The 21,757-nt window shown below is 39.7% G+C and carries 23 protein-coding genes; all 23 read left to right on the forward strand.

The features are described 5' to 3' along the window. Positions 1–19 precede the first annotated feature (19 nt). The 23 genes from ASD40_RS20565 to ASD40_RS20675 all read left to right on the forward strand — a co-directional run bounded on the left by ASD40_RS20565 (position 20) and on the right by ASD40_RS20675 (position 21,752). Complete coding sequence (locus ASD40_RS20565; RefSeq protein ID WP_057304993.1) at positions 20–358, forward strand: helix-turn-helix domain-containing protein; 339 nt, start codon at positions 20–22, stop codon at positions 356–358. A gap of 208 nt (positions 359–566) precedes the next feature. Further along, entirely contained in the window at positions 567–1,328 is a 762-nt protein-coding gene (locus tag ASD40_RS20570) for a YveK family protein (protein ID WP_057304994.1), read from the forward strand. Further along, positions 1,309–1,974: a CpsD/CapB family tyrosine-protein kinase gene (locus tag ASD40_RS20575; RefSeq protein WP_057304995.1), complete on the forward strand. Its 666-nt coding sequence runs from the start codon at positions 1,309–1,311 to the stop codon at positions 1,972–1,974. Before ASD40_RS20570 ends, ASD40_RS20575 begins: the two co-directional genes overlap by 20 nt. Before the next feature lie 47 nt (positions 1,975–2,021). After that, positions 2,022–3,305 (forward strand): efflux RND transporter periplasmic adaptor subunit, encoded by a 1,284-nt coding sequence (locus ASD40_RS20580; protein WP_057304996.1) that lies wholly within the window; start codon positions 2,022–2,024, stop codon positions 3,303–3,305. A gap of 21 nt (positions 3,306–3,326) precedes the next feature. Continuing rightward, positions 3,327–5,048 carry a hypothetical protein gene (locus ASD40_RS20585; protein ID WP_057304997.1) on the forward strand — a complete coding sequence of 574 codons (1,722 nt, stop codon included), beginning with the start codon at positions 3,327–3,329 and terminating at the stop codon, positions 5,046–5,048. A 12-nt stretch (positions 5,049–5,060) separates the two neighbouring features. Beyond that, the gene (locus ASD40_RS20590) at positions 5,061–5,273 is read left to right on the forward strand and encodes a hypothetical protein (protein ID WP_057304998.1); all 213 of its coding nucleotides are present in this window, start codon (positions 5,061–5,063) and stop codon (positions 5,271–5,273) included. 71 nt (positions 5,274–5,344) lie between these two features. Beyond that, the gene (locus tag ASD40_RS20595) at positions 5,345–6,127 is read left to right on the forward strand and encodes a hypothetical protein (protein WP_057304999.1); all 783 of its coding nucleotides are present in this window, start codon (positions 5,345–5,347) and stop codon (positions 6,125–6,127) included. Continuing rightward, positions 6,127–6,396: a PqqD family protein gene (locus ASD40_RS20600; RefSeq protein ID WP_057305000.1), complete on the forward strand. Its 270-nt coding sequence runs from the start codon at positions 6,127–6,129 to the stop codon at positions 6,394–6,396. The genes ASD40_RS20595 and ASD40_RS20600 overlap by 1 nt, the downstream gene beginning before the upstream one ends. Before the next feature lie 73 nt (positions 6,397–6,469). Continuing rightward, a complete protein-coding gene (locus tag ASD40_RS39445) occupies positions 6,470–6,838 on the forward strand; it encodes a signal peptidase I (protein ID WP_442952682.1) in 369 nt (122 codons plus the stop codon). Between the two features lie 19 nt (positions 6,839–6,857). Next, positions 6,858–8,681, forward strand: a complete 1,824-nt coding sequence (locus ASD40_RS20610; protein WP_057305002.1) for an ABC transporter ATP-binding protein — start codon at positions 6,858–6,860, stop codon at positions 8,679–8,681. Next, positions 8,650–9,675 (forward strand): nucleotidyltransferase domain-containing protein, encoded by a 1,026-nt coding sequence (locus ASD40_RS20615; RefSeq protein ID WP_057305003.1) that lies wholly within the window; start codon positions 8,650–8,652, stop codon positions 9,673–9,675. The genes ASD40_RS20610 and ASD40_RS20615 overlap by 32 nt, the downstream gene beginning before the upstream one ends. A 196-nt stretch (positions 9,676–9,871) precedes the next feature. Next, complete coding sequence (locus ASD40_RS20620; RefSeq protein WP_057305004.1) at positions 9,872–11,812, forward strand: asparagine synthase-related protein; 1,941 nt, start codon at positions 9,872–9,874, stop codon at positions 11,810–11,812. Between the two features lie 14 nt (positions 11,813–11,826). Beyond that, positions 11,827–11,964: a paeninodin family lasso peptide gene (locus ASD40_RS37350; RefSeq protein WP_057305005.1), complete on the forward strand. Its 138-nt coding sequence runs from the start codon at positions 11,827–11,829 to the stop codon at positions 11,962–11,964. Positions 11,965–12,064: 100 nt separating this feature from the next. Then, positions 12,065–12,991 carry a hypothetical protein gene (locus ASD40_RS20630; protein ID WP_057305006.1) on the forward strand — a complete coding sequence of 309 codons (927 nt, stop codon included), beginning with the start codon at positions 12,065–12,067 and terminating at the stop codon, positions 12,989–12,991. A 5-nt stretch (positions 12,992–12,996) separates the two neighbouring features. Then, the gene (locus ASD40_RS20635; RefSeq protein ID WP_057305125.1) at positions 12,997–13,281 is read left to right on the forward strand and encodes a lasso peptide biosynthesis PqqD family chaperone; all 285 of its coding nucleotides are present in this window, start codon (positions 12,997–12,999) and stop codon (positions 13,279–13,281) included. 38 nt (positions 13,282–13,319) lie between these two features. Beyond that, entirely contained in the window at positions 13,320–13,781 is a 462-nt protein-coding gene (locus ASD40_RS20640) for a lasso peptide biosynthesis B2 protein (protein WP_057305007.1), read from the forward strand. A gap of 12 nt (positions 13,782–13,793) precedes the next feature. Further along, positions 13,794–14,981, forward strand: a complete 1,188-nt coding sequence (locus ASD40_RS20645) for a nucleotidyltransferase domain-containing protein (protein WP_057305008.1) — start codon at positions 13,794–13,796, stop codon at positions 14,979–14,981. An 11-nt stretch (positions 14,982–14,992) separates the two neighbouring features. Next, positions 14,993–16,801: an ABC transporter ATP-binding protein gene (locus ASD40_RS20650; protein WP_057305009.1), complete on the forward strand. Its 1,809-nt coding sequence runs from the start codon at positions 14,993–14,995 to the stop codon at positions 16,799–16,801. 174 nt (positions 16,802–16,975) lie between these two features. Beyond that, positions 16,976–17,698: a glycosyltransferase family 32 protein gene (locus ASD40_RS20655; protein WP_057305010.1), complete on the forward strand. Its 723-nt coding sequence runs from the start codon at positions 16,976–16,978 to the stop codon at positions 17,696–17,698. Continuing rightward, positions 17,695–18,297 (forward strand): acyltransferase, encoded by a 603-nt coding sequence (locus ASD40_RS20660; protein WP_235549321.1) that lies wholly within the window; start codon positions 17,695–17,697, stop codon positions 18,295–18,297. The genes ASD40_RS20655 and ASD40_RS20660 overlap by 4 nt, the downstream gene beginning before the upstream one ends. Beyond that, positions 18,290–19,489 (forward strand): glycosyltransferase, encoded by a 1,200-nt coding sequence (locus ASD40_RS20665; RefSeq protein WP_057305011.1) that lies wholly within the window; start codon positions 18,290–18,292, stop codon positions 19,487–19,489. The genes ASD40_RS20660 and ASD40_RS20665 overlap by 8 nt, the downstream gene beginning before the upstream one ends. A gap of 14 nt (positions 19,490–19,503) precedes the next feature. Continuing rightward, on the forward strand, positions 19,504–20,472 hold the full coding sequence (locus ASD40_RS20670; protein ID WP_057305012.1) for a polysaccharide pyruvyl transferase family protein: 969 nt from the start codon (positions 19,504–19,506) through the stop codon (positions 20,470–20,472). A 14-nt stretch (positions 20,473–20,486) separates the two neighbouring features. Then, positions 20,487–21,752 (forward strand): hypothetical protein, encoded by a 1,266-nt coding sequence (locus tag ASD40_RS20675; RefSeq protein ID WP_057305013.1) that lies wholly within the window; start codon positions 20,487–20,489, stop codon positions 21,750–21,752. Positions 21,753–21,757: the final 5 nt, after the last annotated feature.

Genomic DNA, 21,757 nt, shown 5'->3' on the forward strand with positions numbered 1-21,757 from the left:
ATATAAAGGAAGTTATCGGATGACAAATAGGTTGATTACGGAACATGAAAGTTACGTAAATGTGGAGCTAACCAAGGAACCAGAGCTGGTTTTTCATCAGTTTTTTGCGAATTACGGCCTTACGCAGCGTGAATCGGAAATTCTATCTCTACTTGTTACCCATGGATACACCAACCGTGAGATAGCTGAAAGTTGTTACATCAGTGAGAAAACTGTGAAAATTCATCTGGCTAATATTATGAGCAAAATTGGTATAGGCTCGATGCGGAAGCTGCTTGCGATGCTTCTGCAGCAGGCTCTAACCCTTTCAAACCGAACGAATGATTCAAGTAGAATTACGACAATAGGGATGAGTTAAAGATCCAAGAGAAGACTCCTGAAACAGGAATTCTTCTCTTTTTTTATGAGGATTTTATCTGATACATTTTGGAACCTAAACAGCAAATATTGTATTGACATGATACAAAAAGTATCTTAAAGTAGTACTATAATCATGATACAAATAGTATCAAAGTATGAATGGTTTGCTACCGAATGCAAAAGTAGACTTCCTACGGAGGGGAATCATGGAGATCAATTTTAAAGAATATTTAATGATTATAAAAAAGCGCTTGTGGCTCATCGTTTTAGTCGTACTGGTGACGACTATTCTAACAGCTATGTATACCTCATCACATTATCAGCCCATTTACCAGGCTTCGACCAAGTTGATCGTCAATAAAACCTTTGAACAGGATCAATCAGGTACGGAGCAAATCGATTACGGAGCGATCGGTGTTAACATGTCCCTCATTAATACCTATAAGGAAATCATTAGAACCCCAGCTATTATGGATAAAGTAGTTCAACGATACCCCGATTTAAATGTATCCACAGACCAACTAATTTCAATCGTCAATGTTTCTAATCTCAATGAAACGCAAGTCATGTCGATCGTTGTACGGCATTTTTCCCAAGAAAGAGCAGCGAGAATAGCGAACGCCGTTTCGGATGTCTTTCAATCCGAAATCCCCAAGATTATGAAAGTTGATAATATCACCATATTAAATAGAGCCAAAGTACAGGACAATCCTACACCTATCAACCAAAAATCAAATCAATACCTTATTTTAAGCTTTGTAGCCTCCTTGGCTGTAATGATAGGGCTTACCTTCCTGCTAGATGCATTAGACGATACGTTAAAATCAGATGAAGACATTCGTCAGGTATTTGAAGTGTCGACATTAGGGTACATACCAAAAGTGAAAAACAAAGTATTGCGAACCAAGCAAAAAAATAAATCTAGAAAAAAAGCAGGGGAACCGTCATATGCCAAAACCATCCAATAATTCTGCGATTATGATGCAAATTCATCCGGATTCCTCCACCTCAGAAGCTTATCGTTCTTTAAGATTTAATATCGAATGCTCCGTCTTCGGACGCGAGGCGAAGACGATTACGATTACTTCGTCGGGCCGTGGTGAAGGGAAAACGACGACTGCTGTTAATTTGGCGGTGGCTTATGCTCAGATCGGAAAAAAAGTGATTCTGCTTGATGCGGATTTGCGAAATCCATCCATCCATCTTGCATTTGGTGAAGATAATGGTATTGGATTGACGAATTATTTGGTTAATCGGAACGCATTGGACGGGATCATACGGGAAACAATCATTGAAAATCTGTCTATTTTGACCACAGGACCTGTGCAACAGAATCCGTCCAGTTTATTAGCATCGAAATCTATGGATGATCTCTTAGCAGAATTGAGAACCAGATACGACATGGTCATTGTGGATACACCATCGGTCTTAACGTTAACTGACGCGAAAATAATGGCGACCAAGTGCGATGGGGTACTACTCATTGTGGAATATGGCAAGGTGAAGCGTGGCGCAGCCAAAAAGGTGAAAGAGGAGCTTATGCTCGCGAAAGCCAAGCTGATTGGGGTGGTTATGAACGAAATAAAAGACCATCATGCGGAAACTTATCTGTAACCTTTGTCTGTAAAAAATTGCAAGTAAGGGGAGCGAGTTTATAGCTAATGAGACAAAAAAGACGAAAGCCGCATCGGCGAGTCGTGAGAACCGCCTGCATCTTGACGCTAAGCATTGGAATTCTGGCCGGATGCTCAGATACAGCTCCGTTAAATCCGGATGCTAATTCTGTATCTCAGGAACAGGCGTTAAAGAATGTTAAAGTATTTAAGGTCATCAATCAAAAAATTGGAGATCCGCTCGAGCGTGCGGCTGAAGTTCAATCCTCCGTTCAATTCGACGTGGTAGCTAAGATGGCTGGGGACGTTGATCAAATCCTGAAAAAGCGCGGGGATATGGTGCAAGAAGGAGACGTCATCGTCAAACTAAAATCAAGCGAGGTCTCAGCTCAGCGAGAAGCAGCGGATGCTGCTGTTAAAGCAGCTCAGGAAGCCATAGAAAAAGCAAAAATTAGAGCAAAAAAAGAAATGGAAAGCCAGAAGCTGGAAATGAGTAACGCCATTCAAAAAATGGAGCTAGGCATGACGACCTTGCTGCGGAACTACAATAAAATGAAGAACGACTATGATATCGGTCTGGTTACGAAAGCCCAGTTGTATCAGATGGAAAACCAAATGATGAATGCCCGCATGGATCTGGATCAGCTCAAGCAGAAACTGAGCGCTTTGGAACCGATTGATGCTACTTCTGAGTTGGAATCACAGCTCAAAAATGCCCGAGTTACCTTACAGCAGATTGATCAAACCGTGAAAAACCTTGAAGTAAAAGCCCCTGTGAGCGGCCTGTTATCGGAGATGCCGTTAGAGGGCTGGATGAGCTTGCAGCCGGGCGCTACCATTGGTGTCATTCAGAGATTGGATCCGATTAAAATTAAAGCACAGCTATCGGAAGAAGAAACGAGACACTTAAGTGGTAAGACAGAGCTGTCCTACTACATAGCAGGAACTAAGCAGATGTATCGAGGGAAAATTAGTTATCTTTCCAAAGTGATCGACCCGCAAACGAAAGCTTATGAAATCAACTTAGAAGTGCCTAACAAAGATTTGACCCTGAAGCCTGGCATGAAGCTAAGGATTCAAATGACTGAGGAAAAAGACCAAATCGTTCCTACTGTTCCGACGTATAGTATCGTTAAAGAGGGTGATGATGCCTTCGTATTCGTACTATCGGGCGATATAGTCGAGAAGCGCAGCGTACAACTTGGCAGGCTAAATGAACCTAATCAAGAAGTGCTGTCAGGAGTCAAAGAAGGGGATTTGGTCGTTAAATCCAATCCTAATCAGTTAAGAGACAAAGAAAAAGTCCAAATGACGGCTATTGAAGAGCAATAATGAAAAATGGAGTGACTTGAATTGAAAATAAATTGGAAACATACGATGGTCATGTTCATCTTATCCGTCTCTCTAGTGATTCCATCTGCGTCCTTTCATGCATTGGCAGATGAGAAATACACGCAGTCATCGAGTGCAACTAGCTATCAACTTACCGATGCGATCAAGGTGGAAGTTAAAAGCATTTTAAATGAATCAACCTCAGAAGGAACAAGAATTGCCGCTGTTGTACGCATATTTAACAATGGAGATCGCTTGACTGGGGTCCCGGAATATGAGGTTCGCGTCAAGACACAAGAAGGCTTGGAATATATCATGCGTCCTAGTCAAGCTAATGTCAAAAATATTCAACCCAAAGAAACTGCCGAGCTTAGTTATATGAATGTAGTTGATCGGTATGACGCGTTTTCATTGACCGAACTCTCGTGGTTGGATGTGGATGAATTCGTCTATCCCAAAGAAGAAAAGAGAATCATATCTATTCCTGTATCCGCCATAGAATGGAAAGGGGAGAAGGCAGTCCTTTCTGATCCAGCAACGACGAAGAAATGGGAAGATACGTTTACGATTCCAGTGTTATCGAGCCCGATAGAATACAAACCGGTTAGCCTTAATGAACAGAATACACCAGAGGGACCCATGACGATTGTAGGTTTGCTTGCAACGAATAAGGGGGATAAGAAAACAACGATACCCGATTTTCGAATAAACGGAGTATCAGACAAAAAGGTTTATACCGGCAAAAGGTTGGAACAAGATAAGCTGTTACTTGAACCAGGCGAGCAGCATTATGTCCATTATGCCATTCCAGTTAGGAATACAACGGAACTGAAGAGCTTATCCATCTTGACGCCCGAAGACTTTGCGGTTGATGACAAGACGCACAACAATTATTTAATAGGTAGATTAACGATTGCATTGCCGGGAGCTACGAGTAATCTGCACTTTTTGAATCAATTAGTGGAGTATGAATGGAATAAACCTATTAAGTTTGATCCGTTATACAAGTTGATTCGACCTGAAGTAGATGTATCCATGGTGGATTTGCAATTGCATGAGAGCGCTGGCGGGGGCTTTAAAGCAGCAGTTGCTAAGTTCAAGCTGCTTAATCATAGCGAAAATCCATTACAGGTTCCTCAGTTCCAAGCGGAGTTGTCAAGCAAAAGCGGTAATAAGTACTTAGGCACCAGACAAAGTACGCTGGTAGAAACGCTTATTCCGAATATAAGCTATGTCATTTACTATTCTTTTATCATACCGAGCACGGAAACAGGCGAGCAGCTGGCCATGCAAATTTTGGATACGAAGAGTGTTGAGCCCTACAACATTCCGCTTGCTGCCTTCAAAACAAAGGTTATGGAGGAGACAAGCGATAAGTCCCTTGCCTTCTACCCTTTTCAAGTTACTTTGAATGATTGGTCGACAGGGGCCAACTACAATATGGGATCGGGAAGTTTACCCTATTCGTATAAGCTGAATTTGGATTTTAATATCAAGCTTCAGGATGAGGTCGTTGTTGATCAAAGCTTCTCCAAGATGAGGCTTGAATTGGCCGATGCCAAGAACAGAATTATGGTAACGAAGGTTCTTTCGTTTACGGGAGAGAACAAATTGGTTAGCGGAACACAGACCATTAATTTCGACTTGGATCGGTTTGAAACTACGGTATATCTTCGTATATACGAAATTATTGATACACCCTTTGGGGAAGCAAGACGACTTATCCAAACTTTGAAACGATAGGAGAGTGAAACGATGGAAGAAAATGCGAAGAGGGAACAAAAATTGTATGCGCGCCCCATGGTTTTAAGTCAACAACCGGTTCGTTTTGAGACAGCTCAAAGCTGGAATAAGGGCCACGGTAACCTGAATCACCCGGGTACAGGGAATGGTGGTATTAATTATCCGAACCCTCCGTACACCGGACCGCATAATGGTAACGGAGGCGGCAACGGTAAGAATAAGTAAATTTGTCCAAGGGGGGTCAATGGTAGAATGCCGTTGACCTCGATTTTCAATAAGTCCCGAGGGGATGTATCATGGAACGCATTTATACTACAATTGGCGAGCACTTTATTCAAATACAATGCCATTCAGAAACGATTACGAACTGGATTCAACGGAACTTCCCAGCAGTAGCTCTGACTAAGGTTAAGCCCCATCTCTCTATTCAACTAACAGAGGGATATGGAATTCCTTTTGTTGATTATAACGTGGCGATTACCAAAGAAGCGAATACCATTTGCTTTCGCAGGGCTGATTACTTAATTGAGACAGATTTGGAGTATCGTAATGCTAAAATATCTGTACATAATGAATTGGCATTAAAGCATGCATTGATGAATCTATATAGCTCTTATCTGGTTTACCATCAGTGGGGTCTATTAATTCATTCATCTTGCGCAATCGATAAGGGGAAAGCATACCTGTTTGCAGGTCACTCAGGTGCAGGCAAGTCTACCGCCGCTAAGTTATCGCAGCCCCGAGAACTTTTTTCCGATGAAGCAACAATTGTGAAAATCACCTCTGATCAGATTACGGTTTTTAATTCTCCTTTTCGAAGTGAACTGGACAGAACTGGCGTAGAGGAATCAAGTCCGTTGGCAGGCATTTATTTATTGAATCAGGCAATCGATAATCATATCGTTCCACTTAATAAGTCGAACGGATTTCTTAATCTCATGGATAAAGTCTTTTATTGGTCTCACAGCTCAGATGAAACCGGGAGCATACTCCAATTGCTGCAGCATGTGGTCAACGCAGTCCCAGTTTACGAGCTGCATTTTCAAAAAAACAATACATTTTGGGAGTTGATTTCGTAATGACCCAGTACCTTCGGATGAATGATTATGAATCTATTCAACTGGATATGGAATGGATTATTTTGAACACAGACGAGTATAACTTAACGAAGTTAAATGGAGTGGGCGGATTTTGCTGGTCATTGCTTGGCGCAGCTCAGACGGTAAGCTCCATTAGCGAAGCAATTCGGAAGGAGTATGAATCTGTCGACGAAACGGTTGAAGAAGATATTGAAGCGTTCTTGAACGATATGATTGGACGCGGCTTGGTTCAATATGCAGTTTCGTAAGGAATTCCTACAGCTTATTACTCATGCAATGGAAAAGAGAGGATGGATCGAGCTTCCGGCTCGAGGAACGAGTATGTATCCTTGTATAAAAAAAGGGGATATCTGCCGTTTTGTATCCACGGAGGCTGCAAACATAAAGAAAGGCGATATCATCCTATTTCATACACCTCATGGCAACTTAGTCGCCCATCGTTTTTGCCGATTAGTAACTAGGAACCAACAATTGCATTATCTTTGTAAAGGAGATACTAATTTAGCGCATGATGAAGCTGTTGCAATGGAGCATTTGATTGGCAAGATGACCTGGATTAGGCGGAAAGGGAGAATCATCCAAGTCTCGAGTCTACCCTCTTATGTTTGGGGTCAAACGGTCCTTTCATTCCCCATGATATCGCTATTGTTAAGAGCTTATTTAAATCGAAGAGAAAGCACGCAAGCGTAGACTTTCTATGGAGTGACCTATGACAGGAATAATACGAAGGTACCTATTTGCCGTAAAGGAGTACATAACTTTCAAGGACGTTCAGAGAACCTACACCTTATTGACTCCATATATGCTGCGGCACTGGAAGGCGTATGCCATTCTCTTTTCCTTGTTATTCGTTGATATCACCTTAACGTTGGCCTATTCATGGTTCTTTGGAAACCTGACGGACGCTGCTATTCAAAGTAATTTTGCACGCATGAAGTGGTTAATTCCAATAGGAATTAGCTTTGTTATTCTTAGCATTTCTTCGACTTATTTGAATACCATTTTTGAAACCATTGCAACAAATGCTGTGAAGAGGGATTTTTCCGCACACTTATTTAAACACATATTGCTTTTATCTGGAAAGGATATATCCAAGCACCAATCCGGTGAGCTGATGTCTCATTTTACCAATGATATTCATAGCATTAACGGTGTTATTGGCAGAAGCCTAATTGATCTTATAAGACTTCCCTTTATCTATCTGGCTGTTTTGATATATTTGATGCAGATTAGTGGGAAATTAGCGCTTTTATGCGTACTAGTCGCTCCGATTGCTATGCTATTTAGTGTTATATTCGGTTTATTACTCCGTAACAACGGCAGATTAGTTCATAGCCTGATAGGAAATATTAGTACCCTGCTAAATGAGACCTTTCATGGATTGCAAGTCATTCGATCTTTTACCATGGAAAAATCCATATTCGCGAAATATGTTAGTAAAAATCAAGAACTATATACCCTTGAATTAAGAAATGCAAAGCTGCGTGGATGGTTTTATGTAGGGGGGCACGCTGTATCTACGATAACATTTCTTGTAAGCCTCTGCATGGGTTCGTATTACGTCTCATTAGGTTTAATATCAGTAGGTTCCTTGCTAATTTTTGTTAACCTGGTTAACCATTTGGTTTATCCGTTGACAGAGCTCGCAGGACAATGGGCAGGCTTTCAAAGATCATCTTCAGCTATGGAAAGATTATTCAAGATCTTGGAGCAGCCAACCGAATCAACTGATTTACCGTTAGCCATCCAATCTAAGCCATTGATGAAGTCTATTCAGTTTCAGGACATCACATTTAGCTATGATGGACATAACAGCATTTTCAATCATTTAAATTTGCAGATCCCGGCCGGAAAGGTCGTTGCCATAGTCGGTTTGAGCGGGGCAGGGAAAACGACATTATTTAATCTGCTCTTAGCATTTTACAAACCGCAATTAGGTAGGATTTTCATTGATGATCGTTCTAGTGAAGCATTCTCACCTTCCGAATTAAGGAGTTTATTTGCCCATGTTTCTCAAGATACCTTTCTATTTGGCGGTACGATAAGGGAAAACCTCTTATTAGCCCGAGAGGGCATTACGGATGCGGAGATGATGCAGGCTGCAACAATTGCCAACATCCATCCTTACATCATTTCTCTTCCTCATGGCTATGACACTGAAATTGGGGAGAGAGGGGTAAAACTGTCCGGTGGACAAAAACAACGTATGGCTATTGCCCGTGCGGTGTTAAAAAATGCTCCGATCCTCCTGCTGGATGAGGCTACCTCCGCCTTGGACAATGAGACAGAACATCAAGTAAAAGAAGCCCTTCATAAATTAATGGTAGGCCGTACAACGCTTGTCATCGCACATCGATTATCGACTGTTCAAAATGCTGATGTAATCATTGTCATGGACAAAGGAAAAATTGTTCAAACCGGACACCATAGCGATTTACTGCTGGAGAATGGATTGTATCGCAGTTTAAATCGGAAAGGGTCTCAGAAAAGGGGAGAGCTCGTTGATCATCACTTTGATACAAGCGTTATATGATTCAAGAGTCCACATGCCCCAGGAAATAGAGTTTTTTGAGAAAACACTCGAGGATATTGAGTTTTTTGATATATCACCGCAGATTTATTGGTTATTAAAGCAGCGGGGACAATTGGTGCAAGTGCCGTCGTTTTTTCTGGAACGGTTAAAACAAAAATATAATGGTGCCTTATATCAAAATATGTTTATCCGAAGCCAAACGAAATTAGCATTAGAAAAACTTGAAGAAGCGGGAATTCAGACAATCCCCCTTAAAGGCACTTTCTTTGCCGAAAAGTATTTTGGACATTTAGGAGCTAGGTGTACGTCCGATATTGATCTTTTAGTGCATCCTTTTGAACTGGAAAGAGCTATTCATTGTGTGAAATCTTTGGGGTATATAGAGCAGGAACGGATCCCTTCCCATTTCCATTGGAGCTTCAGTAAAGAAATACCTGATTCACCAATTCCTCTGACAATTGAGTTACATTGGGATTTGATGAAAGAAAAAACATCTGAGTTAATTATGGATGAATTCTGGGAGCAGGCTACAGCCATAGGATCATACCGGTATATCAAGGAATTATCGGATTATCACACGTTTTATATGATTTGTTTGCATGGTTGGAGGCATAATTTGTGTTCTATTAAATATTTTTTGGACATCATCCAAATGATACATACCCTGCAGGACAATATTGACTACACCCGTTTACAGAAGGACGCCGCTGCCCACAAAACCCTGAGAAGGATCGTTAGAACACTAGCTATTGTCTACCACCACTTTCCGCATCTAGCAAACATCAAAGAGCTGCCCATTAAAAAAGGGATCAACCTATGGTGGCAATACAACGCAATAAGAGATCGAAATCATAAGACATATATGCAATATGTAAATTGGGTCTATTATGAATTTTTCGATTTTGATTCGATGAAACATACTTGGACAGCACTCGTTAATTTCATGTATAGCGTAGGAAATATGAAGTTCACGCATAAGATCAAAAAGATGTAGGAAGTTGTTGACAGCAAAGATAGAAGATGATATTCTGAGGTTGTTCTCGATAAAGAACGACATGAGAGAATGAAAAAGAATTTCTCACAGGTTCATGTAAGTAAATAGAAGTAAATTAATTGAATAGCAACGTTCTTTAATGAGAACGATGAAGGGCGAGATTCCCTTTTATCATATAGAAATATGGAGGAAACGTATGAGTGCAATAGCCGGAATCTTTCACCTAGACCAAGAGCCTGTGAATGCTGAACATAGCCATAAATTGATGCAAGGATTTGCTAAGTATCCTTCAGACGATGTTCAGACATGGCAGCAGGGGAAAGTTTTCCTAGGCTGTCATGCACAGTGGATTACACCCGAATCGGTCGGTGAACGAAATCCTTATTATGATTCCGAAAGACGGCTGGCCATTACAGCGGACGCGATCATTGATAATCGTGATGAATTGTTTCATCTACTTCAAATAGATCGAGACCAGAAAGTAACAATCAAGGATAGTGAGTTGATTTTGCTTGCTTACGTGAAATGGGGATTGGATGCCCCGAAGTATCTAATAGGTGACTTTGCCTTTATGATTTGGGATGAACGTAAGCAATCACTTTTTGGAGCTAGGGACTTTTCGGGAACAAGAACGTTATATTTCCATAAATCTACAGATCGATTTGCCTTTAGCACGATCATTGAACCATTACTTACTTTGCCAGAAATCGCAAAAAAACTTAATGAAAATTGGGTTGCACAATTTCTAGCCATTCCTTTGACAGTTGATGCAATAGATTGCTCAGCTACTGTATATGAGGATATAGAGCAAGTACCGCCATCTCATAGTATATCAGTGATAGATGGAAGGGTAACGTTCTCCAAATACTGCACTTTAGCTGTAGGGGAAACTTTAAGGCTTAAATCAAATGAAGAGTATGAAGAAGCATTTCGTGATGTTTTTCAAAAAGCAGTAACGTCAAGATTACGTACTCATCGGCAGGTAGGTGCACATCTTAGTGGGGGACTTGATTCTGGTTCTGTTGCAAGCTTTGCCGCTAAAGCCCTGCGGAATGAGAATAAATTATTACATACCTACAGTTATATACCTGTTGACGATTTTAAGGATGATTGGACACCCAGGAGTAGATTTGCTGATGAAAGACCTTATATTCGCTCCACGGTTGAACATGTAGGCAATATAAAGGATAACTATTTGGACTTCAAAGGACTTAGCCCACTATCGGAAATTGATAACTGGCTTGAAACGATGGAGATGCCCTATAAATTTTTTGAGAATTCCTTTTGGCTAAAGGGGATCTATGAGAAAGCCCAAGAACAGGGGATCGGTGTCCTTCTAAATGGTCAGAGAGGGAATTGGACCATATCTTGGGGGCCAGCCATAGACTATCAAGCTATTCTAATGAAAAAATTAAAATGGATTCAGCTGTATAAAGAAGTAAAGCATTTTAGTGCGAATATGGGTGTAGGAAGAAAAAGGATTTTATCCTTGGTTGGAAAGAAAGCATTCCCACATTTCATGCGAAATGCTCCCTCCAAGGACAATGAAGTATTTCCAAAGTTAATTAACCCCCAATTTGCCAAAAAGACAAATATTGATGAATTGATAGAGAAGCATGGGTTTAATCGAACAGATTACTCAAGCCAAAGTGCCTATGATATAAGAAAGAATCAGTTCGAACAGCTTTACTATTGGGGTTTAAACGGTACCATAGGAACCAAATTATCATTACGTTATTCCTTATGGGAACGTGACCCAACGAATGATCTAAGAGTTGCTCGCTTCTGCTTGTCTGTGCCAGACGAACAATTTGTTCAAAACGGTGTAGACAGATCTTTAATAAGAAGGGCAACGGTTAACCATTTACCCGATAAGGTTAGATTAAATCAACAATCCAGAGGCGTTCAAGGCGCTGATGGTGTTCACCGGATGGCTCCTTCATGGCCTGCTTTCATTCATGAAATCGAGCAGAATATCAAGGATCCAAGGATGTCAGAATACATGAATATGGAAGAAATTAAGTCGGCGCTTTCCAAAATTAAGGATGCAGCTAAACCTGAGTATGTTTACGAATTTGGGTTTAGAATATTAATGCGCAGCATTATTTTTTCTCGCTTTATAAAAAACTTTAATTGAGAGGGGGTGAGAAAATGCAAAATCAAGCTAAAAAAGAATGGAATATCCCGACTTTGGAAGTACTTGATGTGAAAATGACAATGGCTGGACCAGGAATTGCACATCCGGATGGCGTTCAACCCGACCCGACTGAGGTCGTTCACTACAGCTAATTTAGATTACATAATTCGGTAAGTATCTATTGCCCTTATACTTTTACAGGTATAAGGGCTTTCATTAAATTTATTCATGTCAACATATGGAGTGAAAATAATGATTCAAACAATAAATAAGGTTATATATCGAGCCTTCGGTTTAAATATTAATAGTGAGTTTGAGCTGTCGGAATTAATGATAAGTAACAATGAGAATGAGAGTATAGATGTTGTAATAAACAAAGCAGACTTATCAGAACGATGGAGCCAATTGGCAAAAGCCGACGATATGTACGTGATTAGTAAGAACTTATTTATGTTCCATATCAAAGATACCGCCATTTTTTGCGTGCAAGACGGGGGAATCATAACCGTTTCACCTGTGATTGGTGCAGATGAGGCAAAGATTCGACTATATGTACTTGGTACTTGTATGGGTACGCTATTAATGCAGCGCAGAGTACTTCCTCTGCATGGCAGCGCTATAGCTATTGATGGGAAAGCCTATGCTTTCGTAGGTCATTCCGGAGCAGGGAAATCGACTCTTGCTTCAGCCTTTATTGGCAGAGAATTTCAACTGCTAAGTGATGACGTCATTGCGGTAACGTTCTCTCCAGATCAAATGCCGATGGTGATGCCTGCCTATCCACAACAAAAGCTGTGGGAGGAAAGCTTAACGGAATTTGGAATGGAGACAAGCCGCTACCAATCCATATTTGACAGAGAAACAAAGTACCTAGTTCCAGTTTCTGATCATTTCGTAACGAAACCGTTACCTCTAGCAGGAGTATTCGAACTTACTAAAACAGATGGAGATGAAACTGAGATTGTTCCTATGAAAGGTCTGGCGCGGCTGCATGCCCTATATTGCCATACATTCCGGAGTTCTCTGTTAGAAAGATTTGAATTAATGGATTGGCACTTTAAAACATCGATAAGCATCTCGGACCGGATTCGAATGTATCAATTACGCCGGCCGAGCTCTGGGTTTACGGCTCCCCAGCTCATGTCACTGATTCTGAATACTATAAAAATGGAGGAATAAGCATGATGAAATACACCATTCCGTTAAATGTACAAATTGTTCAAGGTGAAGGGAATATTGTTAGTGATATGGACGGAGAAAAAGTAATGCTGAACATTGCCAATGGGAAGTATTACAATCTCGGTCAGATCGGTGGTCATATATGGGAGTTAATAAGTGCTCCTATCTCTGTAGAGGAGTTGGTGACAGCTTTAACGAAAGAATTTGATGTCGAACAAGAAGTGTGTGAAGAACAGACCAAGGTATTCTTAAATCATTTATTAGAAGAAAAGATTATTCATGTCTGTTAAGCTCCCTAGGGGTTCGAGCTAAGAGTCGTAGGAGGATAGTGAATGCCATGAATAAGTTGAAAGTTTTTTTGACATTAGATATAAGAACTATGTTGTTACTAGTAGAGGCATTGTTCTTCTTAGGATGGGCACGTATTCTTGTCTCTCTGCCATTCTCTAAGGTGGCTCCCTCATTAGGAGTTCCCATGCAAGAAACTTCAATTATGGAGTTAGAGAGGAATCGGATTGTACTAAAGCATATCGCAAGTGCTATTGACATTATGAGTAAATATACGTTGTGGGAAAGCAAATGCCTAGTTAAGGCTATAGCTGGCATGAAGATGCTCAAACGACGCAATATCGAGAGTACGTTGTATCTGGGAACCACTAAAGATGAGTTGGCCAAAATGATTGCACACGCATGGCTACGTAGTGGCCATTTTTATGTTACAGGGAAGGAAGGGATGGATCGATTTACGGTTGTTGCCAAGTTCGCCAAACAAATAAATGCCAATAGATAAGGGAGTTAAGCAATGAATAAAGAACTAAGCTTAGATGCAACCGTCTTGCCCAAAGAATTGAATTTAATACTATCGTTCATCAAAAGCGAGAGTGAAGGCAGCTTAAGTTCTTTTGATGCTGACGCTTTTACCGGAATAAATTGGAATTTATTTCTGGAATTGGTTCGACACCATCGGGTATATCCATACATCTATAAACAAATAAAAAAAATAGAGAAAACCTATATTCCTGACTATGTTTGTGAAGAATTGCGACGCGAGTACCAACAAAATACGTTTCAAATGCTGCGATTAAGCGCAGAGATGGAGCAGCTTTGCAGGTTATTTGCAGATCATAAGATCGAAATGCTGAGCTTAAAAGGACCTGCTCTTGCAGTAGACCTTTATGGTGAAATATCCAAGCGAACCTGCAGTGACTTAGATATACTGATATCTATTGATAACTTAGATAGAGCCCATGATCTCTTGGCAGCACTTGGTTATGTCAAAGATGATTATTTCTCAACCGTAATGAACGACTGGAAATGGAGACATCACCATGTCACCTACACGCATTCTCAGAAAAAAACGAAAATCGAAATACATTGGAAACTAAACCCGGGCCCCTCTTATGAGCCAACTTTTACAGAATTGTGGGAGAGAAGAAAGAAGAGCTCAATAGCCAGCTTTCCCGTGTACATGTTAGGAAATGAGGATTTGTTTATGTTTCTAGCTTCCCACGGTGCGCGCCACGGCTGGTCCAGGCTTCGCTGGCTAATAGATATCGACCGTATCACAAGGCTTCAAATAAACTGGGAGAAGCAAATCGCTTGCTTAAAAAAATTTCAAATGGCCCACGTTGGAGGGCAATCTCTAGTCTTAGCCTCTAATTTATTAGCTACTCCATTGACCAAAGAAATGAATACGCTGATCGAGGGGAAACGCCCCGTTCATTTAGCACATGCAGCGTTATTTTATATGAAACAAATGATTCACTTGCACAGAGAGCCTCTACCTGAGGATGTAGCAAGGTATCATAAACATCACTTATTTTCCTTAATGTCTAATCAGTTAAAAGTGTTACATATATTAAGCTTCCTGCATCCTTACCCCATGGATGTAGAGTTACTACCCTTACCAAAGAACCTCCATTTCTTATATTTTCCGTTAAGGCCTTTCATGTGGCTTTGGCGGAAAACTAGGAGGCACTCATGGTCATAGGAGGAATTTAAATGGAGCAAGTTCTGCACTTTACTAAAAAGCTATATGCTTTCTCTGGAAAAATATTGATTATTAACACTCTTGGCATGGTATTTATTAGTTTAATTGAAGGTGTAGGCGTTCTTTTATTACTTCCAATCCTTAATGTGAGCGGCATTGCTAATGTTGAGACAGGAATTCCACTTGTTTCGATGATGATTAAGTATCTTCAAGACTTACCAAAGGCTCTAAGTTTACCGTTAGTTCTATGTTTATTCGTTTTTTTAGTAATAGGTCAAAACTGGTTGCTGCGAACTTTAACGATTCGAGATACCATTATTCAACAGAAATTCGTTCGACACTTACGACTGGAAACCTATACGAATTTGCTGCAGTCAAATTGGAGTTTTTTCGTAAACCATAGAAAATCAGATCTCATTAATTTATTAACTTCCGAATTAACAAGAGTGGGGTTTGGAACAACCTTAGTGCTGCAATTAGTAGCCTCTCTGATTTTCACTTTAATCCAGATAGGTATAGCATTCTGGCTATCCCCAGTCATGACAATCTTTGTATTAACGTTTGGAGTCATTCTAACCTTATTTTCTCGTAAATTTATTAAAAGAGCGAAATCACTTGGCGGCCAAACTTCACAGTTATCCCAAAACTTTCTTGCAGGTATATCCGATCAAATGGCCGGCATGAAAGATATTAAAAGTAATTCATTGGAAGAATCTTGGCTGCGTTGGTATCGATCGTTAACACAAAATTTAGTGAACGAACAAGTCGAATACATCAAGCTAAGGTCATCTTCCCAACTTTTTTATAAAGTTGCTTCTTCGGTATTAATTGCTGTTTTTGTTTATCTTTCCGTCACCATCTTTCAGACCAAAGTGGAGCAACTGTTACTAATCTTCGTTATATTTTCCCGATTATGGCCTCGCTTTACAGGCATACAGTCGAACATGGAGCAAATCGCTTCAACCATTCCTGCCTTTAAGGCAATCATCAAATTGCAGCAAGAATGTGTGCGTCTGAAGGAATTTTATATGGAGAACAAACCAGAGAACAAGACCTTTCAACCGATTGAAATTAAAACGCACATTGAGTGTAAGAACGTATCCTTTCGTTACAATCAAAATGAACAGACCTATGCGCTTAAAGACATTAATATCTATATACCGTCTAGGAAGATGACAGCTATAGTGGGTCGTTCTGGAGCAGGGAAAAGTACATTAATTGATGTTATTATGGGTCTTATTGAACCCCAAACAGGTCAGATTTGCATTGATGGGCAGCCAATTTCAAACGAAAAGGTATATGCACTAAGGCAATCCATTAGCTATGTCCCTCAAGATCCATTTCTTTTCAATGGAAGTATAAAAGATAATCTTCTGATGATTGATCCTAACGCAACCGAGGAACAAATCTGGGAAGCCCTAGAGTTTGCCGCATCCGCGGAATTCGTTAGCAAGCTGCCTGAGGGTCTCGACACATTGATTGGTGATAGAGGAATCCGGTTATCTGGTGGAGAACGGCAGCGTCTAGTGTTGGCCCGAGCCATATTGCGTAAACCATCTATCCTTATATTGGATGAGGCGACGAGCGCATTAGATAGGGAGAATGAAGCGAAAATTCAAGAAGCGTTGGAGCGATTGCAGGGTAGGTTGACCATGATCGTCATTGCCCATCGCATGTCGACCATTCGCAAGGCTGATCAAGTCATTGTCATCGATCAAGGGCAGATTATTCAAAAGGGAGAATATGACCAGCTAGCTGAAGAGCGCGAGGGACTATTTTCAAACTTATTAGGTAATCAAATAGGTGCTGTAAATTCATAGTTTCTGAAGCTGGCGTGGTGTAAAAGGATATTGATTGTGTAAATGTTCTCTATCGAAGCACATTCACATTGACATGTTCTTTATAAAGAACTATTATTGAGAATAGACAGATGTTCTTAATAAAGAATTTTAATTTACTTGAGATGTGCGTTATCGGGCGAGGGAGATCATGAAATGAAAATTCCTAAGATCATACACTATTGCTGGTTTGGCGGGAAAGAAAAGCCCGACATCGTGAAGCGATGTATAGCAAGTTGGCATAACCATTTAACTGGCTATCAATTTATGGAGTGGAATGAAACCAACTTTGATACCAGCAGTAATTCATATGTAAAAGAAGCTTATGAAGCGGGTAAATTTGCGTTCGTCAGCGATTATGCTAGAGTGTACGCGCTCTATCACTATGGTGGTATTTATTTAGACACAGATGTGGAAGTGTTCAAATCCTTTGATGACCTGTTGCATCACGAATCGTTCTGGGGATTTGAGCAAGAGAACTATATCGCGACCAGTACGATTGGAGCCGCGAAAGAAAATAAGCTGATTCAAGTATTTATGGATTCCTATCATACAAAGAGCTTCATCCTTGCTGATGGTACCTTTGATTCGCTTACCAATGTTGCGATGATAACGAAGATATTAGGCGATTGGGGTGTTACTCCCAATGGTAGCTATCAAGAGATAGAGGGTGTTGGAACCTTTTATCCGCAAACGTATTTCTCCCCTTATGACTACATTAACTGCCGAACATTTAAGTCGGAAAACACGTATGCCATGCATCACTTTTATAAGAGTTGGTTGCCACCTAAGGCGAGATGGAAGGGGCGAATGAAGTTGCTCCTGGCAAGGATTATAGGTGGACATAATATTGCAAGAATAAGAGGGCTTTTGAGATGAATCTATTAAGAAAAGTCATGTCTACGCTTATTGCTGAAAGCCGCGGCAGGGGACTCTATCATACAATAATTATGAATATTTCTCATGTAATAGGAATCTTGAGAGCTTATATGAATAAGCTTATTTACTTTAAAAACATTGAATCCTCGATATTCTCTCTTCAAGCAAACAGCAGAGTAGAAGCATTTAGTAAGCATGCCAAAATCCATATTGGGAAGTTTGTGTTTATCAGGAAAAATGCGAGTATTAGAGTCGATCATTACGGCAAACTCCATATTGGCGATAAAGTGTTTATAAATGATAACTGTAACATTAATTGTGTACATAAGATTTCTATTGGTAAATACACCAAAATAGCTCCGAATGTAAGCATTAATGACCATGATCACAATTTCAAACATTCAACAGATGAACACCTTATTAAGGGAGAAGTCATGATAGGGGAAAATGTGTGGATTGGATCTAATGTTGTCATTTTAAGAGATACGTTCATCGGGGATAACGCTGTAATCGCAGCAGGAAGCGTTGTGAAGGGGAATGTTCCCGCTAATACTTTATTCTTAAATAAAAGGGAAAAGAGCTATATTCAATATGCATAAAAATAAAATCTTGATTACGGTTTTCGATATGGAAATTGGCGGGATTGAAAGAAGCTTAATCAACATGCTGGAGAGCTTCGATTATGATAAATATGATGTGGATTTATTCATTTGTCATCATTCTGGTGACTTCTTGAGTTTAATCCCTGAGAAAGTTAACCTTCTTCCACAAATACCTGCGTATACCGTATTCCGTAAATCCATGCGCCAATGTTTACAGGAAGGGCAAGTCTCAGCAGTCTTGATTCGAATATTGGCTAAAGTCATTTCCCGTGTGAAGGCGAAATCAAGACAACTGAAAGAGGGATCGGGCTATATCCAAATGCAGCTTGTGCCTAAATACATGTCGTATGTGTTGCCGAACTGGGAGAAGAAGTACGATTTAGCAATCAGTTATGCGTGGCCGCATGATCTTGTAGCGAGTAAAGTGAGCGCGCGTAAGAAGATCGCTTGGATTCATACCGATTACAGCGAATTAGAGATTGATAATGAGATCGACTTGGCTGTCTGGAAAAAGTATGATGTGATCGCCTCGATTTCTGATGCAGTAACGGATGCCTTTATCCAAACGTATCCTACCCTAGCGAACAAGATCCAGCTCATCGAAAATATTACTTCGCCGGCGTTCATTCGAAAAATGGCGGATAGTGATATTCAGATAAATGAAAGATATCAGGATGCCTTTACCATTGTGTCTGTTGGAAGACTGTCTTATGTTAAGGGTTTTGATATGGCTGTCAAGGCGTTGAGGTTGTTACATAATAAAGGATTCACCCAAATAAAGTGGCTAGTCGTAGGATATGGCGGTTACGAGGTTGAACTTAAACAGTTAATTACAGATAACAAGTTAGAAGACAGCTTTATTTTACTAGGTAAAAAGATAAATCCATATCCTTATATAAAGGCATGCGACTTATATGTCCAGCCCTCAAGGTATGAAGGCAAAGCAGTTACAGTAACAGAGGCGAAAATATTAGGTAAGCCGATATTAATTACCAATTATCCAACAGCGAGCAGTCAGATTGAAGATGGGATTGAGGGTTTAATTTGTGGATTGAGCGTTGAAGGCATAGCAGATGGGATAGAGAGGTTCTATAAGAATTCTGAGCTTAGGGAAGAGTTGGCAGTTACTTGTGATAATACAGACTATAGCAACAGTTATGAATTAACCAAATTATATAGGATTATATAGGAGGAATTATATTTATGGAAAATGTATTGCTGCTAGACACATCGGTAGGATCTCTGAATAAGGGTGACGAAATCATCATGAAGTGCGCACGACGTCAATTATCGGAAATAAATAAAAACAACTTTGTTATGACCTTACCGACACATGTTCCCGCATTTCATTGGTATCAAGTTGTTAGAAGATCATATGCTCAAAATTTTTATAAAGATGCTAAGTATAAATTTGTTTGTGGTACTAATTTGTTGACAATGGACATGTTTAATCGTTTCCCTCAGTGGAATATCAATTTATTTAACTGTGAGCCTTTACGTAATAGTATTTTGGTTGGCGTTGGTGCGGGTAAAGGAGAGCAGATTAGTAATTATACGAAGAAGCTTTACAATAAAGTTTTATCCCATAAGTATATTCATAGTGTTAGAGATGAAAGAACAAAACGATTCATGGAAGATATGGGCTTCAAAGTACTTAACACAGGCTGTCCGACAATGTGGTCATTGACACCAGAATTGTGCAAAGAAATTCCAACAGGAAAATCAGAGTCAGTTATATTTACACTTACAGACTATTCAAGGGATATTGAAAGGGATCAAAAGTTAATCAATATTCTTAACGCAAATTATAAAAATGTTTATTTCTGGCTGCAAGGCTCTGGAGACTATAAATATTTCAAGACCTTAGACAATACTCAAAGAATTAATATCATACCTCCTTCAGTAGAAGCGTATGAAAATATGCTATCAACCGATATTGATTACGTGGGAACACGCTTGCACGCTGGTATATTCGCGATGGGACATAAGAAACGTTCGATCATTATTTCAATCGATGAAAGGGCACGCGGGATGGACGAAACTTACAACTTGAATGTATTAGAAAGAAAAGATATTAATAAACTTGAAGAAATGATTCAATCTGAAATTATTACAAGCGTTAATGTGAATTACGAAGTTGTTAATAAGTGGTTAGCACAATTTGAATCTTGAAATGAGGCGAAGAGATGAAAAAGATAATACTTAATAAAATTACTGTAAATCAAAATAGAGTAGACTACTTCTTTACCATCGAGGGGAATCTGCAAAAATATTTTAATAAGAATAATCATATGTTTCTTGAATACAACTATGAGATCTCGCAAGTTCCACACGCTATCCTAGCTATACCATTTGTAGCTAATGTGATGCCTCTGATGTGGATTACGGATTCTATGTTAATTGTGGACGTGTTGGATAAGTCCTTCTATGATTGTTTAAAGAATGTGAAAACAGCTTATCAAAATATGTTCCCGAATGTAGAATTTAAAGGTCAATTGGTTGTAGATAAAATTGAGGATCACATCTACACACCAGAGCGCGAGGCCGCGTCATTATTTAGTGGTGGTCTCGACGCAGTTACTACTTTTATAAGGGTAAAAGATAAAAATCCATTATTGATTACTGAATACGGGTGGCATGACGACGAGATCCAAGAGAGCGAAGTCTGGAACGCGGATAAAGAAAATGCGATTTCATTTGCAGAACAATACGGGTTGGAAAATATTCTCATTCAATCCAATTACGGTACGTTTATTCATGCACAATCCATCGATTATGATTATCATAAAAAATTAGGAGACAGTTGGTGGCATGGGTTACACCATGGCTTGGCAATAATTTCTGCTGGAATCCCCATAGCCTTTAAACTTAAAGTTGAATGCATTTACATAGCGAGTTCAAATTCTCCACTGTTCCAAGTTGCTTGTGCATCAGATCCAACTGTCGATAACAATATAAGATATGCCTCCGGGAAGGTTAACCATGATGGTTATGAACTGACTAGGCAGGATAAAGTTAAGGTTTTAGTTAATTATTATGATGCAGATAAAGAACCTGTTCAAATAAGGGTCTGTTTTAAAAATAAAGAAAATTGCTGCTCTTGTGAGAAATGCTTAAGAACCATTCTAAGTATAGTGGCCGAAGGCAAAGATCCCAAATACTTTGGATTTAATGTACCAGATAATTTATCTGTACATGTTAAGTCATTCTTGGAAAAAGAAGTTAAATTTTTTACACATACTATTATTACGATTTATTGGAAAATCATTCAAAATACGATGAGAGAAAATATAAACAGAATTGTCCATAAGGATCTGCTGGATTGGTTCATGGATTACGACTTTGCAACAGAACGTAAGAAAGCTTTATTAAGATATCGGGTAACCCAATTTGTACCCATAATTAACAGGAGAATTAAAACAAAAATAAATCGAATTTTTGCAAATTCATAGTGAAA

This window comes from Paenibacillus sp. Root444D2 (assembly GCF_001426375.1).
In the GTDB taxonomy this organism is placed as follows: domain Bacteria; phylum Bacillota; class Bacilli; order Paenibacillales; family NBRC-103111; genus Paenibacillus_E.

Coding starts and splice junctions, on each gene's coding strand:
- ASD40_RS20565 (WP_057304993.1), top strand. CDS start 20: ATGACAAATAGGTTGATTACGGAACATGAAAGTTACGTAAATGTGGAG.
- ASD40_RS20570 (WP_057304994.1), top strand. CDS start 567: ATGGAGATCAATTTTAAAGAATATTTAATGATTATAAAAAAGCGCTTG.
- ASD40_RS20575 (WP_057304995.1), top strand. CDS start 1,309: ATGCCAAAACCATCCAATAATTCTGCGATTATGATGCAAATTCATCCG.
- ASD40_RS20580 (WP_057304996.1), top strand. CDS start 2,022: ATGAGACAAAAAAGACGAAAGCCGCATCGGCGAGTCGTGAGAACCGCC.
- ASD40_RS20590 (WP_057304998.1), top strand. CDS start 5,061: ATGGAAGAAAATGCGAAGAGGGAACAAAAATTGTATGCGCGCCCCATG.
- ASD40_RS20595 (WP_057304999.1), top strand. CDS start 5,345: ATGGAACGCATTTATACTACAATTGGCGAGCACTTTATTCAAATACAA.
- ASD40_RS20600 (WP_057305000.1), top strand. CDS start 6,127: ATGACCCAGTACCTTCGGATGAATGATTATGAATCTATTCAACTGGAT.
- ASD40_RS39445 (WP_442952682.1), top strand. CDS start 6,470: ATGTATCCTTGTATAAAAAAAGGGGATATCTGCCGTTTTGTATCCACG.
- ASD40_RS20610 (WP_057305002.1), top strand. CDS start 6,858: ATGACAGGAATAATACGAAGGTACCTATTTGCCGTAAAGGAGTACATA.
- ASD40_RS20620 (WP_057305004.1), top strand. CDS start 9,872: ATGAGTGCAATAGCCGGAATCTTTCACCTAGACCAAGAGCCTGTGAAT.
- ASD40_RS37350 (WP_057305005.1), top strand. CDS start 11,827: ATGCAAAATCAAGCTAAAAAAGAATGGAATATCCCGACTTTGGAAGTA.
- ASD40_RS20630 (WP_057305006.1), top strand. CDS start 12,065: ATGATTCAAACAATAAATAAGGTTATATATCGAGCCTTCGGTTTAAAT.
- ASD40_RS20635 (WP_057305125.1), top strand. CDS start 12,997: ATGAAATACACCATTCCGTTAAATGTACAAATTGTTCAAGGTGAAGGG.
- ASD40_RS20645 (WP_057305008.1), top strand. CDS start 13,794: ATGAATAAAGAACTAAGCTTAGATGCAACCGTCTTGCCCAAAGAATTG.
- ASD40_RS20650 (WP_057305009.1), top strand. CDS start 14,993: ATGGAGCAAGTTCTGCACTTTACTAAAAAGCTATATGCTTTCTCTGGA.
- ASD40_RS20655 (WP_057305010.1), top strand. CDS start 16,976: ATGAAAATTCCTAAGATCATACACTATTGCTGGTTTGGCGGGAAAGAA.
- ASD40_RS20660 (WP_235549321.1), top strand. CDS start 17,695: ATGAATCTATTAAGAAAAGTCATGTCTACGCTTATTGCTGAAAGCCGC.
- ASD40_RS20665 (WP_057305011.1), top strand. CDS start 18,290: ATGCATAAAAATAAAATCTTGATTACGGTTTTCGATATGGAAATTGGC.
- ASD40_RS20670 (WP_057305012.1), top strand. CDS start 19,504: ATGGAAAATGTATTGCTGCTAGACACATCGGTAGGATCTCTGAATAAG.
- ASD40_RS20675 (WP_057305013.1), top strand. CDS start 20,487: ATGAAAAAGATAATACTTAATAAAATTACTGTAAATCAAAATAGAGTA.